Source organism: Streptomyces sp. NBC_00028, from assembly GCF_045041065.1.
Classification (GTDB): Bacteria; Actinomycetota; Actinomycetes; order Streptomycetales; family Streptomycetaceae; genus Streptomyces.
In genome coordinates, this window is record NZ_CP108293.1 from 5,088,291 (window position 1) to 5,108,209 (window position 19,919).

A 19,919-nucleotide genomic window follows, 5' to 3' on the forward strand; every position below is an offset into this window, starting at 1 on the left:
ACGGCGAACGGCCCCGCACCCCTACCCGGCGCCCCCGGCCCGCCGCCGAGCCACCGTCGTCCACACCCCGAGCACCGCCAGCAACAAGGTCCCGCCCCCGAGCCCGGCCGCGGCGACCACCGTCATCACGGCGTCGTTCCCGCCGTTCCCCCCGGCAGCTCCCCGCCCCGCCCCCGCGGCCGCCTCGAAGGGCTCCGGGGGCTCGAACCGCCCGTCGTACGCGGGCCCCGCCTCGGCCGTGCCGTCCACCCGCACGCGCAGCGTCACCGCATACGGCCCGGAGCCGTACTCCTCGCCCATCCCCTCGGCGAGATGGAGGGCCAGGTAGTACGTGCCGGCGAACCGCGTTCCGTCCACCGAGTCGCGGGAGGCATAGCGGTTGGCGTAGTCGACGGGCGGGAGAGAGCCGAGGGAGGCCGACTTCTGGTTGCCGCTGTAGCCGAGGTTCACGTCCTCGACGGGACCGCGTGCGGGGTTGTACAGCGCCATGTTCAGGGCGCCGCCCACGTAACCGCCGCGACGCGTGCTGCCCAGTTCGGCGGTGGCACCGATCCGTTGCCCCCACCCGACCGGTACGGCGTAGAAGAGGGTCTGCCCAGGGGAGATGTCGACGCTCCACACCCCCTGCTCCACCGCCGCGGCCGCACCGAAGCCCGCGCCTCCGGAGCGGGGAACGGCAGGCCCCGTAAGAGAATCGAGGGAACCGGAATCAGAACTCCCCGAACTCCCCGAGCCCTCCGGACTCCCCGAGCCTCCCGGGCTCTCCGGCGCCGTGGTCCCGACCGCCTTCTCCAGGCGCGGTTCCAGGAACGGCGCAAGCTCCAGGTCCCAGTCGTCCGGCGTCGAGCCCGTCCCGGCGATGCGGTGGACGACCACGTAGTAGGGGCCCTCGCCCTGACACGACGTGCCTCGTGCCGCGGTCTCGCGTGACCCCCATGCCACGACCGGCCGCGGACTGCGGCCCGGCCCGACGTAGGCGCTCTCGACGGAGCAGCTACGACTGTTGCCGTCCCGCACAGTCACCCTGATGCCGTCGGTCGCGGTCACCGTCGTACCCGCGCGCGGGACGGCGGTGACGGAGACGTACGCGTTCGAGGTCGCGTCGAGGTCGAGGCGGTAGGAGACATCGCCGTCCGCCGGTAGGGAGCTCTTGTAGGTCCTGCCGGGGACCAGGAGGTCGGCGTCGGCCGTACTCGACGCGCCGGTGACCGGCTGGTCGTCGGAGGCGAAGCCATAGCCGCCTGACGTCCCGTCCGCCAGCGCGGGCTGCCCCGTCAGGGTGACGACCGCCACAACCACTCCCACGAGTGCCGGACGCACAACGGTCCACGGCCGAGAACGCCACCGCACCGTACGCCGCCCCACCGCCACCCGCCACCCCACCTCGTCGCCGGACCGTGGCCCATCCTGCCCAGCCGCGACGAGGCTCACCCCCGTATTCCGCACGCCGTGTCCTGAAGGCAACGCAAAACCCCGACCGCAACGGCGGCCGGGGTCTGTTCAGAACCGGAAGTCTCAGACCGAACGTCTCAGAACCGGATGTCAGATACTCACGAACCCGTGGGCACGGAGTCAGTCGCCTCCGTCCACAGATCCTGCTCGGCGCGATCCGCCTGGATCTGGCGGTACACGAGGAGCCCGCCGATGGCGGCCAGTGCGACCAGGAGAAGCTTCTTCACCGCGCGACCTCGTCTTTCTTTGACGTAGGGGACCTCTGGCGCCCGACTATACACACCGACCGATACCGATCGGTGACCTGCGTCAGCCCCTCAACTTCCGCCCTCCACAGCTCAGTAGAAGCGGATGACGCCACTCCGATCGGAGGGTGATCACACCTCCACACACGGTGACTTTTGACCTCTCTCCTCCCCTCTCCTCCGGTTTTCTGGCGCCTTGCGCCCATCCGGGTGGTGTTCATCTGAACATCAACGCGCCATGGGCGTCGGTCCGTGCTTTCGCGGCCCTCATACACATCATGAGGAAAGTACGCAAATCGCCCAACCCGAAAGTAGAGGGGCCATGGACCGCAACAAGGCCATGAAGCTGTGGACCGCCATCGTCACCGCCTTCCTGGCGCTGTGCACGACGCTCGGACTCGTCACCACGACCGCCGCCGCGGCCGTACCGCAGACCGACACGACCCGCAGCAGCACGGAGCAGCAGAGCACGGTCGAGGAGCCGGCCCCGTGGGCATGGGCCTGGTCCCTGGCCCATGCCAGGTCCCTGCCTCCCACGATGAAGCAGCGCATCCGCGCCGAGGCCCATGGCAAGACGCCGAGCTGCCGCCACCGCGAGCCGTCGGACACGGAGTCGACCGACGAGCCGACCGCCTGCGAAGAGCCGGCCCCCACCCCCTGACGTAGCAGGTAGCAGGTAGCAGGTAGCAAGTGGCAAGTGGCAAGTGGCAAGTGGCAGAACGTACGACCGCCCCGAAGACCAGGAATCTCCGGTCGTTAGGGTGAAGCCGTGAACCGGCGCATCGTCATCGTCACCGCTGTGCACACCCCCTCTGCCCCCTTCCTTCCCGAGGCATACCTCTCGCTGTGCGAGCAGGAGTTGCCCGACGGCTGGGAATGGCACTGGGTGATCCAGGAGGACGGCAGAACAGACGCCGTCGCCCCCTACATACCCCAAGACAACAGAGTCACCTTCCGGCAGGGACGCCCCGGCGGCCCTGGTGTCACCCGTACGATCGCGCTCGCGCACGCCGAGGGCGAGTACGTGAAGGTCCTGGACGCCGACGACCTGCTGCCACCGGGCGCACTCGCCCGTGACCTGGCCGCACTCGAGGCCGACCCCACCATCGGGTGGGCGACCTCACGTGTCCTCGACCTCTTCCCGGACGGATCGACGACCGGCTTCCCCGGCGATCCGGCCCACGGCCCGATCCCGCACGGAGCGATCCTCGACCACTGGAAGGCCAACGACTTCCGCGCCCCGGTCCACCCCGCCACCCTCTGCGTACGCCGCGAGCTGTTGCTGTCGCTCGGCGGCTGGATGGCGCTGCCCGCCTCCGAGGACACGGGCCTGCTGCTCGCGCTCAACTCCGTGAGCCGCGGCTGGTTCTCCCGGGAGACCGGCCTCCTGTACCGCAAGTGGGACGGCCAGATGACGGGTCAGCCACCACACGTGGACCCGGTCGAGCGCGAAGCCCGTATGGCCGTCATAGAGGAACGAGCGCGCGCCCTCGCCGCCTTCCGATGGCGTGCGACCGCGAAAGCCCCGAGCGCCGACGAGGTCATCCACTCACGCTGATCGCCTGCGAGGGGCATCCTTCGGCCGCCGCACGCACGCGTGCCTCGTCGCCGGTCTCCGCGGCCTCCTCCCACCCCGGTATGACGGCCCCGAACCCGCCCACCACGGTGAAGACGGACGGCAGCCGGTACACACAGTCGCCGGAGCCGTAGCACCGCTCAGGGTCAACCGAGATCCTCATGCACTCTCCCTCCCAGGAGGGTCAGTGCCCTCCCTCAGGACCGGCGAACCATCGGGCCACCGTGCGCAGAGTCGTCTCGTCGAGCCGGTCGACCAGGGTCTGTACGGCGGCCAAGTCGTCCGGGGTGAGGTCGTACCGTCCCGCTTTGCTCAGCCCCGCCATCAGAACCTGATGCCGACGGTCCTGCATGCGCTCGGCGAGCCTGTCCGGCGCCCTGACCGCGGCAGCGGCAGGTTCCTCAGAAGTCTCCGAAGCGTCGGGCAAAGCAGGTGAAGCGGGCGAGGCAGAGGCAACGGAAGCCTCGGCAGCGGCGGAGGACTGCCAACCGCCGCCCTCCCCGGGCCCCCAGACCTCGACCGTCACCTCTTCCCCCCGCGCCCGCATCGTCTGGCTCATCTCGCCCACGGCGTACAGCACGGGGGCGCGGTAGGGCGACTCGGCGGCCATCCACCAGCCGCCCGTGGAGGGCCGGTGGAACATCGCGACCCAGCGCGGTTCCCCCGCCGGCTGCGGACTGAGCGGACGTGTCCCCACTGCACTCACCCCTTCCTCACCCCTACTCATCCCTACTCATCCCTTGTTCGCCCCTAGGGAAGCGGTACGGCACGGGACCATAACTGACGCTCCGTCAGATATCCAGACCCGCCACCCCTCACGCCCCTGCCCCCACGCTTCTGTTCTCTTCACGGCCCCCATGGCACACTGCCCGCGCCCGGCACCCGCCGACGAGGAGGGGCACATGCCAGAACTCCGCGACGAGCCGCAGGCCTCCACGGGCACGGAACCCCTGACGGAGACCCTCAGAAAAAACCACGCCGCCCGCGCCCGCAGCGCCTATGTCCGTGCCGAGGCCGCCTGCCGGCACGCGGGCATCGGCCCGGACGCCGTCGAGTTCGTACCGAAGAGCCCGGCGGGCCGTGCCGCCCACTCCCTGCGCCTGTCCGCCCAGTCACTGAGCGCCCTCGCCACCTCCGCCCCCGACCCGGCCGCGGACGCCCGCTGCGCCCGTAACGTCGCCGCAGCGGCGGCCCTGGCGGCACAGGCGGCACAGACCCACGGCGGCGAGAACGCCAACGGCTCAGAAGCGGCCTCCCACGCTGCCACCCGCGCAGCCTCGAACGCGGCCTCCAACGCGGCCTTCCATACGGCGGTGAAGGCGTCCCAAGCCGCAGCCGCGGCCGCGGGCGGCAGCGCGGCGGGACGGGACCCCGTCCTGAACGCGGCGGCAGAACAGGCCGAGAAGGACGCCGTGGAGGCGGCGCGAGCGGCGGGCTGGATTCAGCCCCGTCCGAGATAGCCGCGAACCCCATCGTCCGGCACCGGTCCCTCCCCTCGTGGGGACCGGTGCCGAACTGTGGGGCGGAGCGTCGGCCCACGCCAGGGCGGCGTGCGCCGGGCATGGGCCGGAACATGGCAGTCCGGATGCGGCCGGTGATTACTCCGGCGGAAGCTCAGGCAACGCACAGTCAACTGCGTCGTCGTGGCCTGATCCTGCCCCCTGGTGCCGTCGCCGGGGAGGTTCCGGACCTGAGGGATCGACTTTTCCGCAGGTCAGCCCTATAGAGTGAGTTTTCCGGTCCGGATGTCCAGCAGCGAGGGAAGTAAGGGGTGGGGGCCTTGAGTTCCGACTCAGGGGCACGCACGGCCTTCGCGGAACGCCTCGCGCTGCTGTACCGGGAGGCCGGCAACCCACCGCTCAAGAGCGTGTCCGAGGCGGTCGTACGCCTTCAGCGGGTCGACGAGCGGGGGCGTCCCGTAAGGGTCTCCGCGCAGCGGATCAGCGACTGGCGCCGGGCCAGGAACGTGCCCGCACAGTTCACCGCCCTCGCGGCCGTCCTGCACATCCTCATACCCCAGGCGCGCCGCGCCCAGCCCACCCCCGCCTCCACCGGCCTCTACGACCTCGCCCACTGGCAGCGCCTGTGGGAGCAGGCGCTCACCGGCTCCGCCGACGAGGAGCGCCCGCCGACCGAGACGCCGCCCCCGCCGACGGCCGGTGTCTGTCCCTACCGGGGCCTCGCCTCGTACCGCCGTGAGGACGCCCGCTGGTTCTTCGGCCGGGAACGCAGCACCGACGCCCTCCTCACGCAGCTCCTCGCAGCCGAGCGGACCGGGGGACTGGTCATGCTCGTGGGCGCCTCGGGAGCCGGGAAGTCCTCCCTGCTCAACGCCGGTCTGGTGCCGACGCTGACCGAGGGGGGCCGGGAGGTGGTCCAGCTCGTGCCGGGCGCCGACCCGCTCGCGGAGCTGACCCGTCGTATCCCCGCACTCGCGGCCGTCCCGGACCCCGCGGAGCCGGGCTTCGGCCGGGCCGTACGGGACTGCGTGCGCGCGTGGGCCGACGGCGACAGTGACGGCGGGTCCGGCGACGCCCGGCCGGTCCTGATCGTCGACCAGTTCGAAGAGACGTTCACCCTCTGCGCCGACGAGACGGACCGCCGCACGTTCGTGCAACTGCTGCACGCCGCGTCCGCACCCGGCGACGGCCCGGACGATCCGGCTCACGCGAACAATCTGGATGATCCGGCTCCGGTACTGGTCGTCCTCGGGATCCGCGCCGACTTCTACGAGCAGTGCCTCTCCTATCCCGAACTGGCCGACGCGCTCCAGCACCGGCACATGGTGCTCGGGCCGCTGACCACCACGGAGCTGCGCGAGGCCGTGACCGCCCCGGCGAAGGCCGTGGGGCTTGAACTGGAGCCGGGGCTCGCGGAGCTGATCGTGCGGGAGGTCAGCGCCGACGGGCCGCGCGGGGCACATGACGCGGGGGTGCTGCCGCTGCTCTCCCACGCGCTGCTGGCCACCTGGCAGCGCCGCAAGTCGGGGCGGCTGACGCTGGCCGGGTATCGCGCCGCGGGCGGTATCCAGGGCGCGGTGGCGGCGACGGCGGAGCGGGCCTGGTCGGGCCTGGACCCGGCGGCCCGTACCGCCGCGCGGCTGCTTCTGCTGCGGCTGGTCCGGCTCAGCGAGGACACCCAGGCCACCCGTCGGCGCGGCACGCGCCGCCAGCTGGCGGCGGAGTCGACGGATCCGGACAAGACCGAGGAGTCCCTGGAAGCGCTGGTCCGGGCCCGCCTGGTGACCCTGGACGCGGAGACCGTGGAGATCACCCACGAGGCGCTGCTGCACGCCTGGCCGCGGCTGCGCGACTGGATCGACGAGGACCGGGGCGGCAATCTGCTGCGCCAGCGCCTGGAGGAGGACGGCAGGTCCTGGGAGGGCTCCGAGCGGGACTCCGCGCTCCTCTACCGCGGCTCGCGCCTCGAACAGGCCCACACCTGGGCGAAGTCGGCCGGCGACACCTTCCTGACCCGCAGCGCGGTGGAGTTCCTGGCGGCCTCGGTACGGCTGCGCCGGCGCACGGTGTGGATCAGCCGTGCGGCGATCTCGGCGCTGCTGGCGCTGACCCTGGTGGCCGTGTGCGCGGCGGTGATCGCGTGGAAGCAGCGGGACGACGCCGTCTTCGAGCAGGTGGTCGCCGAGGCGGACCGCTTCCAGGACACCGACCCCTCGCTCTCCGCCCAGCTCGCCCTGGTGGCCCACCGGCTGCGCGGCGGCGACGAGGGTGCCCGCAGCCGCCTGCTGTCCACGGCGAACGCCCCGCTGGCCACCCCGCTGCTCGGCCACACCGGCGCCGTCTACCTCACCTCGTTCAGCCCGGACGGCCGCACCCTGGCCACCGCCAGCTACGACCGCACCGTCCGCCTGTGGGACGTCTCCGACCCGGCCCGCCCCAAGCCGCTCGGCCGGCCCCTGACCGGGCACACGAGCTGGGTCAGCAGCGCGGTCTTCAGCCCGGACGGGCACACCCTGGCCAGCGCCTCGGACGACGGAACGATCCGTCTGTGGGACGTACGGCGGCCGAGCCGCCCGCGTTCCCTGGGCACGCCCCTGACCGGCCACGACGGCACGATCTACCTGGTGGCGTTCAGTCCCGACGGCCGCACGCTGGCCTCCGCCGGCGACGACCACACCGTCCGCCTGTGGGACATGACGGACCCGGCCCGTCCCGAGTCGCTCGGCAAGCCGCTGACCGGCTCCACCGCGGCCGTGCGTTCCGTGGCGTTCAGCCCCGACGGGCGGACCCTGGCGGCCGGGGGCGACGACGACACGATCCGGCTGTGGAACGTGACCGACCGGCGCCGTCCCGAGGCGCTCGCCGACCCGTTGACCGGGCACAACGGCCTCATCCACTCCGTGGCGTTCAGCCCGGACGGCCGCACCTTGGCCAGTGGCAGCACGGACGACACCGTACGGCTGTGGGACGTGGCCGACCCGCGTCGCCCCGGCCCGCTGGGCACTCCGCTGACCGGGCACACCGGCCCCGTCTGGTCGGTGGCGTTCAGCCCGGACGGCAAGCGCCTCGCCGCCGCCAGCGCGGACAGCACGGCGAGCCTGTGGAACGTCGCCAACCCCGCCTCCCCCTCCCAGATAGGGGAGGCGCTGTCCGGCGCGAGCGGGGAGATGTACGCCCTCGGCTTCAGCCCCGACGGCCGCACCCTCGCCACCGGCAACGGCGACAACAAGGTCCGTCTGTGGTCGATCCCCACCTCGGACATGACCGGCAGGCTCGGCGCGTTCCGCCCCGACGGCCGCGTCCTCGCCACCGCGGCCCGCGACGAGAACATCCGCCTGTGGAGCGTCGCCGACCCCGAGCGGCCCGCGCTGCTGTCCCGGCCCTTCCGGCCAGGGGAGGGCGACGTCCGGGCGCTGGCCTACGCCCCCGGCGGCCGCACACTGGCGGTCCTGACGGGCAGTCACGCGGTGCAGCTGTGGAACGTCTCCGACCCCGGCCACCCGGTCCCCTACGGCAGCCCGGTCCTCCTCCAGACCCGTTTCCCGGGCCCGGAGGCACTGGCCTTCAGCCCGGACGGCCGTCTCCTGGCGACCGCCCACGACGACCGCACGATCCAGCTGTGGGACGTCGCCGACCCCGCCCACCTCACCCGCCTCGGCGCCCCGCTCACCGGCCACAAGGGGTACGTCAACTCCCTTCTCTTCAGCCCCGACGGCCATACGCTGGCCAGCGGCAGCGCCGACGACACCGTCCGCCTGTGGAACGTCACCCACCCGGGGCGCCCCACCCCGCTCGGCAAGCCGCTCACCGGCCACTCCGGCCCCATCGACGCCCTCGCCTACAGTCCCGACGGCCGTACGCTGGCCAGCGCCGGCGACGACGACACGGTCCGCCTGTGGAACATCACCGACCCCGGCGACGCGGCCCCGCTCGGCGAACCGCTCACCGGTCACACCGAGGCGATCGTGTCCCTGACCTTCAGCCCGGACGGCGACACCCTGGCGAGCGGCGGCAACGACAACACGATCCGCGCCTGGGACGTCACCGACCCCGCCCTCACCTCCCCCATCGGCCAGGCGATGAGCCCCAACGGCCGGACCGGCAGCTTCCTGGCCTTCAGTCCGCGCGGTGACATGCTCGGCGTCTCCAGCGGCGTCGACACCGTCCGCCTGTGGAACCTCGACACCGACACGGCGGTCCGTCACATCTGCGCGACCACCCACGGCGTCCTGACCCCCGGCACATGGCACGAGTACCTGCCTCGTCTGCCGTATGAGCCCCCATGCGACGCCTGACGTTGTTAGCCTTGGCCATAGCCCGGTCGCTGGTGCATCCCCCGTCGCCAGCGACCGGGTTCTTTCATACCCGGATTCAGACACACGAAAGAACCCCAGTCGTATCGACTGGGGTTCTTCGATCTGTGGGGCTAACAGGATTTGAACCTGTGGCCTCATCCTTATCAGGGATGCGCTCTAACCAACTGAGCTATAGCCCCGCCGCGCTCTGCGGTGTGTGTCCCGCGCGCTGACTCCTGAAGATTAGCGCACGACCGGGGCAGTCCCAAAATCGATAGTCGGGGCCGGTCACTCGTCCTCGGCGAGCGTCAGCTCGACGCCGCCGACGAAGCCCGCGGAGAGGTTGTAGATGAAGGCGCCGAGCGTCGCGAGGGCCGTCGCGAGGACGACGTCGATGACCGCGATGATCGACGTGAACAGCAGGACGTTGGGCAGCGACAGGAACGACTGCAGGTCGAAGCCGTTGGACTCGTTCGAGCCGGTGGCCTCGGAGATCGTGCCGCCGACCGTCGAGAAGACGCCCATCGCGTCCATGACCATCCACAGCACGGCGGCCGCGACGATCGTGCAGATGCCGAGCGCGATGGAGAGCAGGAAGCTGACCTTCATCACCGACCACGGGTCGGCCTTCGCCACCCGCAGCCGCGCCTTGCGGGTGCGCGGCGTGGTGCGCGCCCCGGTGCGCGGCCGGCGTACGGCGCCGGTGGCGGCGGCCTGCGCCGGGTAGGCCTGCGGCGGGTGGTAGGGCCCCGCGGCCTGCTCCGGCCGGCGTTCACCCGGCAGCGGCGACGGCGCCGGCTGCTGGGCCGACGGCTGGGGCTGGCCGCCCGGAGCGGCAGCGCCCCCGCCGGCCGCGTACTGCTGGGTCTGCGGACCGCGGTCCGTCACAGTTCCCCCCTGGGATCCATGCGAGTCGGGCGAGGGAGAGTCCTTCGCGGGCGACTTGATCGCTTTGAGCTGGGTCGTGTGCGAATCTGTCGCCCGCCCGTCCGTGCTGCGCGCGTCGGTCGTACGCGCGGCGGAGCCACGACCGCCGTCGTCCGTGTCCGTACCGGAAGGGGTACTGGACGGGCCGGCGCCCGTGGCTCCGCTCACGTGACTCACTCCTCGTGCTACTCGGCCGAGGGCGCCTCGCCCTCGTCCGTGCCGGTGGTCGCGGCACCCTCGGCGGTCTCGTCGACGGCGTCCTCGCCGTCGACCTCCTCCGCCTCGCGTCCCGCCTCGGCGTTACGTGCGATACCGACGACGGCATCGCGCTTGCCCAGGTTGATCAGTTGGACGCCCATGGTGTCACGGCCCGTCTCCCTGACCTCGTTGACTCGCGTACGAATCACACCGCCGCCCAGTGTGATGGCGAGGATCTCGTCGGTCTCCTCGACCACCAGCGCGCCGACGAGGGAACCCCGGTCCTCCACGATCTTGGCGGCCTTGATGCCGAGGCCGCCGCGACCCTGGACGCGGTACTCGTCGACGGCGGTCCGCTTCGCGTACCCACCGTCTGTGGCAGTGAACACGAACGTACCGGGTCGAACAACATTCATCGAGAGCAGCTCGTCTCCCTCACGGAAACTCATGCCCTTGACACCCGAGGTCGCGCGGCCCATGGGACGGAGTGCTTCGTCCGTGGCCGTGAACCTGATCGACTGCGCCTTCTTGCTGATCAGAAGCAGATCGTCCTCGGCCGAAACGAGCTCGGCTCCGATCAGTTCGTCGTCCGAACCGTCGTCCGTTTCCCTGAGGTTGATCGCGATGACACCTCCGGAACGCGGCGAATCGTAATCCTTCAGAGCCGTCTTCTTCACCAGACCACCCTTGGTGGCCAGGATCAGATACGGCGCCACCTCGTAGTTGCGGATGGCGAGGATCTCGGCGATCGCCTCGTCCGGCTGGAAGGCCAGCAGGTTCGCGACGTGCTGTCCACGCGCGTCACGGCCGGCGTCCGGCAGCTCGTACGCCTTCGCCCGGTAGACGCGGCCCTTGTTGGTGAAGAACAGCAGCCAGTGGTGGGTCGTGGACACGAAGAAGTGGTCGACGATGTCGTCTTCCTTGAGCTTCGTGCCGCGCACACCCTTGCCGCCGCGCTTCTGGGCGCGGTAGTCGACGGTCTTGGTGCGCTTGACGTAACCGCCGCGCGAGACCGTGACGACGATGTCCTCTTCCGCGATCAGGTCCTCGATGGACATGTCGCCGTCGTAGGGCACCAGCATGGTCTTGCGGTCGTCGCCGAACTTCTCGACGATCGCGGCGAGTTCCGCGCTGACGATGCCGCGCTGGCGGACCGGCGAGGCCAGGATCTCGTTGTACTCGGCGATCTTCGCCTGGAGTTCGTCGTGCTCCTGGATGATCTTCTGGCGCTCCAGGGCGGCCAGTCGGCGCAGCTGCATCTCGAGGATGGCGTTGGCCTGGATCTCGTCGATCTCCAGGAGCTGCATCAGGCCCGTGCGCGCGATGTCGACCGTGTCGCTCGCCCGGATCAGCGCGATGACCTCGTCGATCGCGTCCAGGGCCTTGAGCAGACCGCGCAGGATGTGCGCCCGCTCCTCGGCCTTGCGCAGCCGGAACTTGGTCCGGCGGACGATGACCTCGATCTGGTGCGTCACCCAGTGGCGGATGAACGCGTCCAGGGAGAGCGTGCGCGGCACACCGTCGACCAGGGCCAGCATGTTGGCGCTGAAGTTCGACTGGAGGTCCGTGTGCTTGTACAGGTTGTTCAGGACGACCTTGGCGACGCCGTCCCGCTTCAGGACGATGACCAGACGCTGGCCGGTACGCGAGCTGGACTCGTCGCGGACGTCCGCGATACCGCCGACCTTGCCGTCCTTCACCAGGTCGGCGATCTTCTGCGCGAGGTTGTCGGGGTTGGTCTGGTACGGCAGCTGGGTGACCACCAGGCACTGGCGGTTCTGGATCTCCTCGACCTCGACGACCGCCCGCATGGTGATCGAGCCACGGCCCGTGCGGTACGCCTCCTCGATGCCCTTGCGGCCGACGACGAGCGCGCCGGTCGGGAAGTCCGGGCCCTTGATGCGCTCGATGAGGGCGTCCAGGAGCTCCTCGTGCGAGGCCTCCGGGTTCTCCAGGTACCACTGGGCACCGGCCGCGACCTCGCGCAGGTTGTGCGGCGGGATGTTGGTCGCCATACCGACCGCGATACCGGCCGAGCCGTTGATCAGCAGGTTCGGGAAGCGGGCCGGCAGGACGGTCGGCTCCTGGGAGCGGCCGTCGTAGTTGTCCGTGAAGTCGACGGTCTCCTCGTCGATGTCACGGACCATCTCCATCGACAGCGGCGCCATCTTGCACTCGGTGTAGCGCATGGCCGCCGCCGGGTCGTTGCCCGGAGAGCCGAAGTTTCCGTTGGAGTCGACGAGCGGCATGCGCATCGACCACGGCTGGGCGAGGCGGACCAGGGCGTCGTAGATGGAGGAGTCGCCGTGGGGGTGGTAGTTGCCCATGACGTCGCCGACCACGCGCGCGCACTTGTAGAAGCCGCGCTCGGGGCGGTAGCCGCCGTCGTACATCGCGTACAGGACGCGACGGTGGACGGGCTTGAGGCCGTCCCGGACGTCCGGCAGCGCGCGGGCCACGATGACGGACATCGCGTAGTCGAGGTACGAGCGCTGCATCTCGGTCTCGAGCCCGACGGGCTCGATCCGCATGACGACGTCGCCGCCCTCTTCAGGGGTGACAGGAGTGTTCTCGTCGGCCATTGCTGGTGAAGATCCTTCCTGGTGCGGTCAGCTGAGACCGACTCAGATGTCGAGGAAGCGGACGTCCTTGGCGTTGCGCTGGATGAACGCGCGGCGGGCCTCGACGTCCTCGCCCATGAGGACCGAGAACAGGTCGTCGGCCTGGGCGGCGTCGTCGAGGGTGACCTGACCGAGGACGCGGTGCTCGACGTCCATGGTCGTCACGCGCAGCTCCTCGGCGTTCATCTCGCCGAGACCCTTGAAGCGCTGGATCGAGTCCTCACGGACCCGCTTGCCGCGCTGGCGCCCCATCTCCAGGAGCGCGTCCCGCTCACGGTCCGAGTAGGCGTACTCGATGTCGTCGCGGCCCCACTTGATCTTGTAGAGCGGCGGACGGGAGAGGTACACGTGCCCGGCCTCGACCAGCGGCCGCATGAAGCGGAACAGGAACGTCAGCAGCAGGGTGGAGATGTGCTGACCGTCGACGTCGGCGTCCGCCATCAGGATGATCTTGTGATACCGGAGCTTCTCGATGTCGAAGTCCTCGTGCACACCCGTGCCGAAGGCCGAGATCAGCGCCTGGATCTCCTGGTTCTGCAGGATCTTGTCGATCCGCGCCTTCTCGACGTTGAGGATCTTGCCCCGGATCGGGAGGATCGCCTGGTACTGCGGGTTACGGCCCGACTTGGCCGAACCGCCGGCGGAGTCACCCTCGACGATGAAGATCTCGCACTTGGTGGGGTCGTTGGACTGGCAGTCGGAGAGCTTGCCCGGCAGGGACGCCGACTCCAGCAGGCCCTTACGACGCGTCAGGTCACGGGCCTTGCGGGCCGCCACGCGCGCGGTGGCCGCCTGGATGCCCTTGCGGATGATGTCCGCGGCCTCGACCGGGTTGCGGTCCAGCCAGTCGTTGAGGTGTTCGTAGACGGCCTTCTGCACGAAGGTCTTCGCCTCCGTGTTGCCCAGCTTGGTCTTCGTCTGGCCCTCGAACTGCGGCTCGCTCAACTTGATCGAGATGATCGCCGTCAGACCCTCGCGGATGTCGTCACCCGTGAGGTTGTCGTCCTTCTCGCGGAGCAGCTTCTTGTCGCGCGCGTACTTGTTGATCAGGTTCGTCAGCGCCGCGCGGAAGCCCTCTTCGTGCGTACCGCCCTCATGCGTGTGGATGATGTTGGCGAACGAGTACACGCCCTCGGTGTAGCCGCTGTTCCACTGCATCGCGACCTCGAGCGAGAGGTTGCGCTCCTTGTCCTCGGCCTCGAGGTCGATGATGGAGGGGTGGACCGGCTCCCCCTTGCGGGAGTTGAGGTACTTCACGAAGTCGACGATGCCGCCCTCGTAGTGGTACGAGACGGTCTTGACCTCGTGCTTCTCGTCCTCGCCCGCCTCGTCCGCACCGGCGGTGGCCTTCGCCGACTCACGCTCGTCGGTGAGGTTGATGCGCAGGCCCTTGTTGAGGAACGCCATCTCCTGGAAACGCCGCGACAGCGTCTCGAAGGAGTACACCGTGGTCTCGAAGATGTCCGGGTCGGCCCAGAAGGTGACCGTGGTACCGGTCTCCTTCGTCGCTTCGTGCTGCTCCAGGGGCGCGGTCGGGGCGCCGCCCTTGTAGTCCTGCGTCCACCGGTAGCCGTCGGTCTTGATGTCGACCGAGAGCTTGGTGGAAAGCGCGTTCACGACGGACACGCCGACGCCGTGCAGACCACCGGAGACGGCGTACCCGCCGCCGCCGAACTTGCCGCCCGCGTGCAGCACGGTGAGCACGACCTCGACGGCCGGCTTCTTCTCCACCGGGTGGATGCCCACCGGGATGCCACGGCCGTTGTCGACGACCCGCACACCGCCGTCGGCCAGGATCGTCACGTCGATGGTGTCCGCGTGACCGGCCAGCGCCTCGTCGACCGAGTTGTCGACGACCTCCTGCACCAGGTGGTGCAGGCCGCGCTCGCCCGTCGAGCCGATATACATACCGGGTCGCTTGCGAACCGCGTCCAGGCCCTCGAGGACGGTGATGGCGCTGGCGTCGTACGAGGCGGTGACCTCGCCGTGCGCGCCGGCGGCGGTGGACGGGATGTTCTCGTTGGGGTTGCCGGAATCGGCCACGAAGCGCCCTTTCTGGCACAGCACGAGCCAAGCTCTTCGGCGGGTTGCCGGAGCGGCTGCGGCATGTTGCGTTGGTAAGCCTTGATCAGCGTTGCTCAGCTTGTCCCGGACGGTCCCCACGAGTGGGGCGGGATTGGCTTCCAGTCTACCGGTAGCGCCGACAGTGATGGGGGTTTGCCGGTACCTGAGTCCTCATGTGCCGCCCTGAATCCTCCTCTCCCGGGTCCCCATATACGGAGCGGGGCTCCAAGAGGCTCACAGAGGCTCCCAGCGCTTCGGACTGTCAACCCTTGGCTACTTGGGAGTCAGGTCGCAATTCGCAACCGCGTGCGGCCGTACGACACGACGGCCGCCGAGGGTCCCTAAGGACCGCCGACGGCCGTCGATGTGATGTCTGTCACCCACAGGTTTGCGGGGTCATCCGTAGGTGTCACCAGGCCCTGTGCTGCCCGGGGCACGCAGGGGACCGTAGCGCCGCGGGGGACCACCAGGGTTGAGCACTTTGATCATCCGCACGCTGCCCTGGCCCAGGTCCTCATTGAGGCGGGCGACCAACGCGGGCGCGAGGTGACGCAGCTGGGTCGCCCACGCCGTGGAGTCGCACTGCACGACCAGCACCCGCTCGTCCTCGTCGTACTTCTGCGGCACACAGTGCTTGGCGAGGTTCTCCCCGACGATCTCCGGCCAGCGCCCCATCACCCCGCCGACCGCCGCCGGCGCCTCCCAGCCCCGCTCGCTGATCAGCCGGTTGATCGCCGACCCCAGCGCCATCGGGTCGCGCCCGTCGGCGCGCGCGCCGGAGCGCAGACCGCCCCGCCGCGCCTGCTTCTTCTGCTGCGCCGCGTCCCCCCGCGCGCGTGCCTGCTCCTTGGCCGCTCTGAGCGCCACGCGCGCGAGGTCGATGCCGGAGGGCTCGGGTGTCTTCTGAGGCTCTTCGGTACTCACGCGCGCTCCACCACCCCACCCGCCACCGAGTACCGCGCCCCGGCCAGCAGATGCGGTACGTCGTCGTCGACCGCCGCCGTCACCAGCACCTGCTCCCCGGGCGCCACCAACTCCGCCAGCCGCTCCCGACGCCGGGTGTCCAGCTCGGCGAAGACGTCGTCGAGGATCAGCACCGGCTCATTGCCCTCCGCGCGGAGCAGGTCGTACGACGCGAGCCGCAGAGCCAGCGCGTACGACCAGGACTCCCCGTGCGAGGCGTATCCCTTCGCGGGCAGCTGACCGAGTTTGAGCAGCAGATCGTCCCTATGGGGACCGACCAGGGTCACCCCCCGCTCGATCTCCTGCTTACGGGCCTCCGCGAGCGCCGCCATCAGCTGCTCATGGAGATCCTCGCGCGTGTGCGCCTCACCGGGCGCCGACGGCTTGTACTCCAGGGCGATCGGCCCACCGCCGGGCGCCAGCTGCTCGTACGCCTTGTCGGCCAGCGGCTGGATCGCGGCGATCAGGTCGAGCCGCTGGGCGAGCAGCTCGGCACCCACGCGGGCGAGGTGCTGGTCCCACACGTCGAGGGTGGACAGATCCATGGACCGGCCACCGTGCCTGCGCGCGAGCGCGGCCGACTTCAGCAGGGTGTTGCGCTGCTTGAGCACCCGCTCGTAGTCGGAACGCACGCCCGCCATGCGCGGGGAGCGGGCGGTGATCAGCTCGTCGAGGAAGCGGCGCCGCTCCCCGGGGTCGCCCTTGACCAGGGCGAGGTCCTCGGGAGCGAAGAGAACGGTCCTGACGATGCCGAGCACATCACGCGGTCTGACCTGCGAGGACCTGTTGATGCGGGCGCGGTTCGCCTTGCCCGGGTTCAGCTCCAGCTCGACCAGCTGCTGCCGCTCGCCCTGCCGGACCTGCGCCCGGACGATCGCACGGTCGGCGCCCATGCGGACCAGGGGGGCGTCGGAGGAGACGCGGTGGCTGCCGAGGGTGGCGAGATAGCCGACCGCCTCGACCAGGTTCGTCTTGCCCTGCCCGTTGGGGCCGACGAAGGCGGTGACGCCCGGGTCGAGCGGAACCTCGACCCGGGCGTACGAGCGGAAGTCGGCCAGCGACAGATGCGTGACGTGCATGGTCGGGCGCCGACCTCCCCCGGCTTGTGGGCTGTTCTCAACAGCCCTGTGGATTACTTCTTCTCGACCGCGTGGCCGCCGAACTGGTTGCGCAGCGCCGCGATCATCTTCATCTGCGGCGAGTCGTCCTGACGGGACGCGAACCGCGCGAACAGGGACGCGGTGATCGCCGGCAGCGGCACCGCGTTGTCGATGGCGGCCTCCACGGTCCACCGGCCCTCGCCGGAGTCCTGTGCGTAACCGCGCAGCTTGTCCAGGTGCTCGTCCTCGTCGAGGGCGTTGACGGCCAGGTCGAGCAGCCAGGAACGGATGACCGTGCCCTCCTGCCAGGACCTGAAGACCTCACGCACGTCGGTGACGGAGTCGACCTTCTCCAGGAGCTCCCAGCCCTCGGCGTAGGCCTGCATCATCGCGTACTCGATGCCGTTGTGGACCATCTTCGCGAAGTGCCCGGCGCCCACCTTGCCGGCGTGCACCGAGCCGAAGTCACCCTCGGGCTTGAGGGCGTCGAAGACCGGCCGCACCTTGGCGACGTTCTCCGCGTCGCCTCCGTACATCAGCGCGTAGCCGTTCTCCAGGCCCCACACGCCGCCGGAGACACCGCAGTCGACGAAGCCGATGCCCTTGGCCGCCAGTTCCTCGGCGTGCTTCTCGTCGTCCGTCCAGCGGGAGTTGCCGCCGTCCACGACCACGTCTCCCGGCTCCAGGAGCTCGGCCAGCTCGTCGACCGTCGACTGGGTGGCCGCACCGGCCGGGACCATCACCCACACGACCCGCGGGCCCTTCAGCTTGCCCACAAGCTCTTCCAGGCTGTGGACATCGGCGAGGTCCGGGTTGCGGTCGTATCCGATGACGGTGTGGCCTGCGCGGCGGATCCGCTCGCGCATGTTGCCGCCCATCTTGCCGAGGCCGACGAGACCGAGCTCCATCAGTTGTTCCTTAGGTTGCTGTGGCGTGTGTGGCACCTTCGTACCTACGTCCGAGCCTAAACCCGGACGCTCACGCACACCTGTGGGCATACGCGCTCATACGTACGCCCCCCACCTGCGGATTTTCCCCAGACCCCGAGCTCGTCGTCCACGGCCTGGGGATAACTCCGGCCGCTCGGCAGCTCAGCCGCTGAGTCGCACCGGCATGATCAGGTACTTGTAGGCCTCGTCCGCCTCCGCGTCCAGCGCCGGCTTGCCGCTGAGCAGCGCGGGCTTCGTCGACGTCGTGAAGGACAGCTGGGCGACCGGGGAGTCGATGGCGCTCAGGCCGTCGAGCAGGAAGGTCGGGTTGAAGGCGATCGAGATGTCGTCGCCCTCCAGGTTGGCGTCGACACGCTCCACAGCCTGTGCGTCGTCGCTTGAACCGGCCTCCAGGATCAGCACGCCCTGCTCGAAGCTCAGCCGCACCGGGGTGTTGCGCTCGGCGACCAGGGCCACACGCTTGACGGCCTCCACGAAGGGGGCGGTCTCGATCACGGCGACGGAGTTGAACTCGGTCGGGAACAGCGTGCGGTACTTCGGCAGGTCGCCCTCGAGGAGACGCGTCGTCGTACGCCGTCCGGCGCCCTCGAAACCGATCAGGCCCTCGCCCGAGCCCGAGCCGGAGAGCGCCAGGATGACGCTGTCGCCGCTCGTGAGCGCCTTGGCGGTGTCCAGGAGCGTCTTGGCGGGCACCAGGGCCACCGCGGACGCCTCGGGGTTCTCCGGCTTCCACAGGAACTCACGGACCGCGAAGCGGTAGCGGTCGGTGGAGGCCAGCGTGACAGTGTCGCCCTCGATCTCGATGCGCACACCGGTCAGCACGGGCAGCGTGTCGTCACGGCCGGCCGCGATGGCGACCTGGGAGGCGGCGGAGGCGAAGACCTCACCGGGGACGGTGCCGGTCGCGGTGGGCATCTGCGGCAGCGCCGGGTACTCCTCCACAGGCAGGGTGTGGAGGGTGAAGCGGGAGGAGCCGCAGACCACGGTCGCCCGTACACCGTCTGTGGAAATCTCGACCGGGCGGTTGGGCAGGGCGCGGCAGATGTCGGCGAGCAGCCGGCCGGAGACCAGGACCGTGCCCTCCTCCTCGACCTCGGCCTCGACGCTGACCCGCGCGGAGACCTCGTAGTCGAAGCTGGACAGGCTCAGCTGGCCGTCCTCGGCCTTCAGCAGGAGGCCGGCGAGGACAGGCGCCGGCGGACGGGCCGGGAGGCTGCGTGCCGCCCAGGCAACTGCCTCCGCGAGTACGTCGCGTTCCACCCGGATCTTCACTGTTGCCGCCTCCTGCTGTTGCCGGCGCTTCGCTCTGCCTGGCCTCGTCGTCTGTCTCGGTGTCGTCGGCCCCAGTGCGGGGAAGGACACCGGGGAACAGTCTGACGCACCCCACTGACAGTAGGTGCCTCTCGGGGTCAAGTCGTGACGAGGGGCGGTCGGGGGCCGGACAGCGAGTTGTGCACAGGACCCCCTTCGAAACGGATTCCCAGCTCTCTCTAGTTGGGAGTAGTAGTAGGGGCTGTGGATACGGTGGATAACTCCGTTTTCCCAGGTCAGACCGGAAATTTTGTCCACTGCCCCTGTGGGCGGAGCCGGTGGACAACTCGGGGTCTCTGTGGAGAACAGAAAGTTCTGCACACTCCGTGCACAGCCTGAGGTGAGTTCTCCCCAGCTGCGTCCCCAGCTTTCCCGATGTTTCCCACACCCCGACCCGGCACCTTCGTGTGACGGCTTTCACTCGACCCGGTGAGCTGCCGCGTCGCGTTGCCGAACAGTGGACAGGCATGTGGAGAAGCTGGGGATCGCTGGGGACAACCTGGCTCAGCCTGTGGGTTGCCGGTGGACAACTTGATGCACAGCCTGTGGATCTTTTCTTCGTCCACAGTCTGTGGAGATCGCTCGTCCACGAATCCACAACCACTTGACCTGGCCTGATGGTCTTTCAACAAGCGGCCTGTGGACGGCGATCTGGACAACTTCGCAGTCCCCAGGATGTGGACGGCAGAAAGTCACCGAATCTGTGGAGAGAGGCCGTAACCCGGCGGCTAATCGAACAGCGGGCTACGAGGACATG

General features: G+C 69.8%; 15 protein-coding genes and 1 tRNA gene. 4 read left to right on the top strand and 12 right to left on the bottom strand.

Annotation, left to right across the window (positions count from 1 at the left end; all coding sequences use genetic code 11):
• Positions 1 to 21: 21 nt before the first annotated feature.
• A complete protein-coding gene (locus OG885_RS22870) occupies positions 22 to 1,293 on the bottom strand; it encodes a hypothetical protein (protein ID WP_405734513.1) in 1,272 nt (423 codons plus the stop codon).
• Positions 1,294 to 1,550: 257 nt separating this feature from the next.
• Positions 1,551 to 1,679 carry a DLW-39 family protein gene (locus OG885_RS22875; RefSeq protein WP_003999697.1) on the bottom strand — a complete coding sequence of 43 codons (129 nt, stop codon included), beginning with the start codon at positions 1,677 to 1,679 and terminating at the stop codon, positions 1,551 to 1,553.
• Positions 1,680 to 2,019: 340 nt separating this feature from the next.
• On the opposite strand from OG885_RS22875, the gene OG885_RS22880 reads away from it, so the two are divergent.
• Both OG885_RS22880 and OG885_RS22885 read left to right on the top strand, forming a co-directional pair.
• Positions 2,020 to 2,358, top strand: coding sequence for a DUF6344 domain-containing protein (locus tag OG885_RS22880; RefSeq protein WP_405734515.1), 339 nt, complete (start codon positions 2,020 to 2,022; stop codon positions 2,356 to 2,358).
• 108 nt (positions 2,359 to 2,466) lie between these two features.
• Positions 2,467 to 3,255 carry a glycosyltransferase family 2 protein gene (locus OG885_RS22885; RefSeq protein WP_405734517.1) on the top strand — a complete coding sequence of 263 codons (789 nt, stop codon included), beginning with the start codon at positions 2,467 to 2,469 and terminating at the stop codon, positions 3,253 to 3,255.
• On the opposite strand, the gene OG885_RS22890 is transcribed toward OG885_RS22885, so the two are convergent.
• Positions 3,239 to 3,436, bottom strand: coding sequence for a ferredoxin (locus tag OG885_RS22890; RefSeq protein ID WP_405734519.1), 198 nt, complete (start codon positions 3,434 to 3,436; stop codon positions 3,239 to 3,241). The genes OG885_RS22885 and OG885_RS22890 overlap by 17 nt on opposite strands.
• 21 nt (positions 3,437 to 3,457) lie before the next feature.
• On the bottom strand, positions 3,458 to 3,970 hold the full coding sequence (locus OG885_RS22895; RefSeq protein ID WP_405734521.1) for a hypothetical protein: 513 nt from the start codon (positions 3,968 to 3,970) through the stop codon (positions 3,458 to 3,460).
• A 205-nt stretch (positions 3,971 to 4,175) separates the two neighbouring features.
• Between OG885_RS22895 and OG885_RS22900 the strand changes: the two genes are divergently transcribed.
• Positions 4,176 to 4,733 carry a hypothetical protein gene (locus OG885_RS22900; protein WP_405734523.1) on the top strand — a complete coding sequence of 186 codons (558 nt, stop codon included), beginning with the start codon at positions 4,176 to 4,178 and terminating at the stop codon, positions 4,731 to 4,733.
• Between the two features lie 311 nt (positions 4,734 to 5,044).
• Positions 5,045 to 9,028 (top strand): hypothetical protein, encoded by a 3,984-nt coding sequence (locus tag OG885_RS22905; RefSeq protein WP_405734525.1) that lies wholly within the window; start codon positions 5,045 to 5,047, stop codon positions 9,026 to 9,028.
• 126 nt (positions 9,029 to 9,154) lie between these two features.
• Here OG885_RS22905 and OG885_RS22910 read toward each other — a convergent pair.
• From OG885_RS22910 to dnaN, 8 genes are all read right to left on the bottom strand, one after another.
• A tRNA-Ile gene (locus OG885_RS22910) sits at positions 9,155 to 9,228 on the bottom strand.
• Between the two features lie 88 nt (positions 9,229 to 9,316).
• Complete coding sequence (locus OG885_RS22915) at positions 9,317 to 10,123, bottom strand: DUF3566 domain-containing protein (protein ID WP_405734527.1); 807 nt, start codon at positions 10,121 to 10,123, stop codon at positions 9,317 to 9,319.
• Positions 10,124 to 10,140: 17 nt separating this feature from the next.
• Positions 10,141 to 12,735 carry a DNA gyrase subunit A gene (gene gyrA, locus OG885_RS22920; RefSeq protein ID WP_399953306.1) on the bottom strand — a complete coding sequence of 865 codons (2,595 nt, stop codon included), beginning with the start codon at positions 12,733 to 12,735 and terminating at the stop codon, positions 10,141 to 10,143.
• Positions 12,736 to 12,777: 42 nt separating this feature from the next.
• Positions 12,778 to 14,841: a DNA topoisomerase (ATP-hydrolyzing) subunit B gene (gyrB, locus tag OG885_RS22925; protein WP_399953308.1), complete on the bottom strand. Its 2,064-nt coding sequence runs from the start codon at positions 14,839 to 14,841 to the stop codon at positions 12,778 to 12,780.
• A gap of 393 nt (positions 14,842 to 15,234) precedes the next feature.
• Positions 15,235 to 15,762, bottom strand: coding sequence for a DUF721 domain-containing protein (locus OG885_RS22930; RefSeq protein ID WP_405734530.1), 528 nt, complete (start codon positions 15,760 to 15,762; stop codon positions 15,235 to 15,237).
• Positions 15,759 to 16,880: a DNA replication/repair protein RecF gene (recF, locus tag OG885_RS22935; protein ID WP_399953313.1), complete on the bottom strand. Its 1,122-nt coding sequence runs from the start codon at positions 16,878 to 16,880 to the stop codon at positions 15,759 to 15,761. Before recF ends, OG885_RS22930 begins: the two co-directional genes overlap by 4 nt.
• A gap of 53 nt (positions 16,881 to 16,933) precedes the next feature.
• The gene (gnd, locus tag OG885_RS22940; RefSeq protein ID WP_405734532.1) at positions 16,934 to 17,809 is read right to left on the bottom strand and encodes a phosphogluconate dehydrogenase (NAD(+)-dependent, decarboxylating); all 876 of its coding nucleotides are present in this window, start codon (positions 17,807 to 17,809) and stop codon (positions 16,934 to 16,936) included.
• A gap of 183 nt (positions 17,810 to 17,992) precedes the next feature.
• Complete coding sequence (dnaN, locus tag OG885_RS22945) at positions 17,993 to 19,123, bottom strand: DNA polymerase III subunit beta (protein ID WP_405734534.1); 1,131 nt, start codon at positions 19,121 to 19,123, stop codon at positions 17,993 to 17,995.
• Between the last annotated feature and the right edge of the window lie 796 nt (positions 19,124 to 19,919).

Bases quoted from the DNA above. Each gene is read 5' to 3' on its own strand.
- OG885_RS22880 (WP_405734515.1), top strand. From the start codon at position 2,020: ATGGACCGCAACAAGGCCATGAAGCTGTGGACCGCCATCGTCACCGCC.
- OG885_RS22890 (WP_405734519.1), bottom strand. From the start codon at position 3,436: ATGAGGATCTCGGTTGACCCTGAGCGGTGCTACGGCTCCGGCGACTGT.
- OG885_RS22900 (WP_405734523.1), top strand. From the start codon at position 4,176: ATGCCAGAACTCCGCGACGAGCCGCAGGCCTCCACGGGCACGGAACCC.
- gyrA (WP_399953306.1), bottom strand. From the start codon at position 12,735: ATGGCCGACGAGAACACTCCTGTCACCCCTGAAGAGGGCGGCGACGTC.
- recF (WP_399953313.1), bottom strand. From the start codon at position 16,880: ATGCACGTCACGCATCTGTCGCTGGCCGACTTCCGCTCGTACGCCCGG.
- gnd (WP_405734532.1), bottom strand. From the start codon at position 17,809: ATGGAGCTCGGTCTCGTCGGCCTCGGCAAGATGGGCGGCAACATGCGC.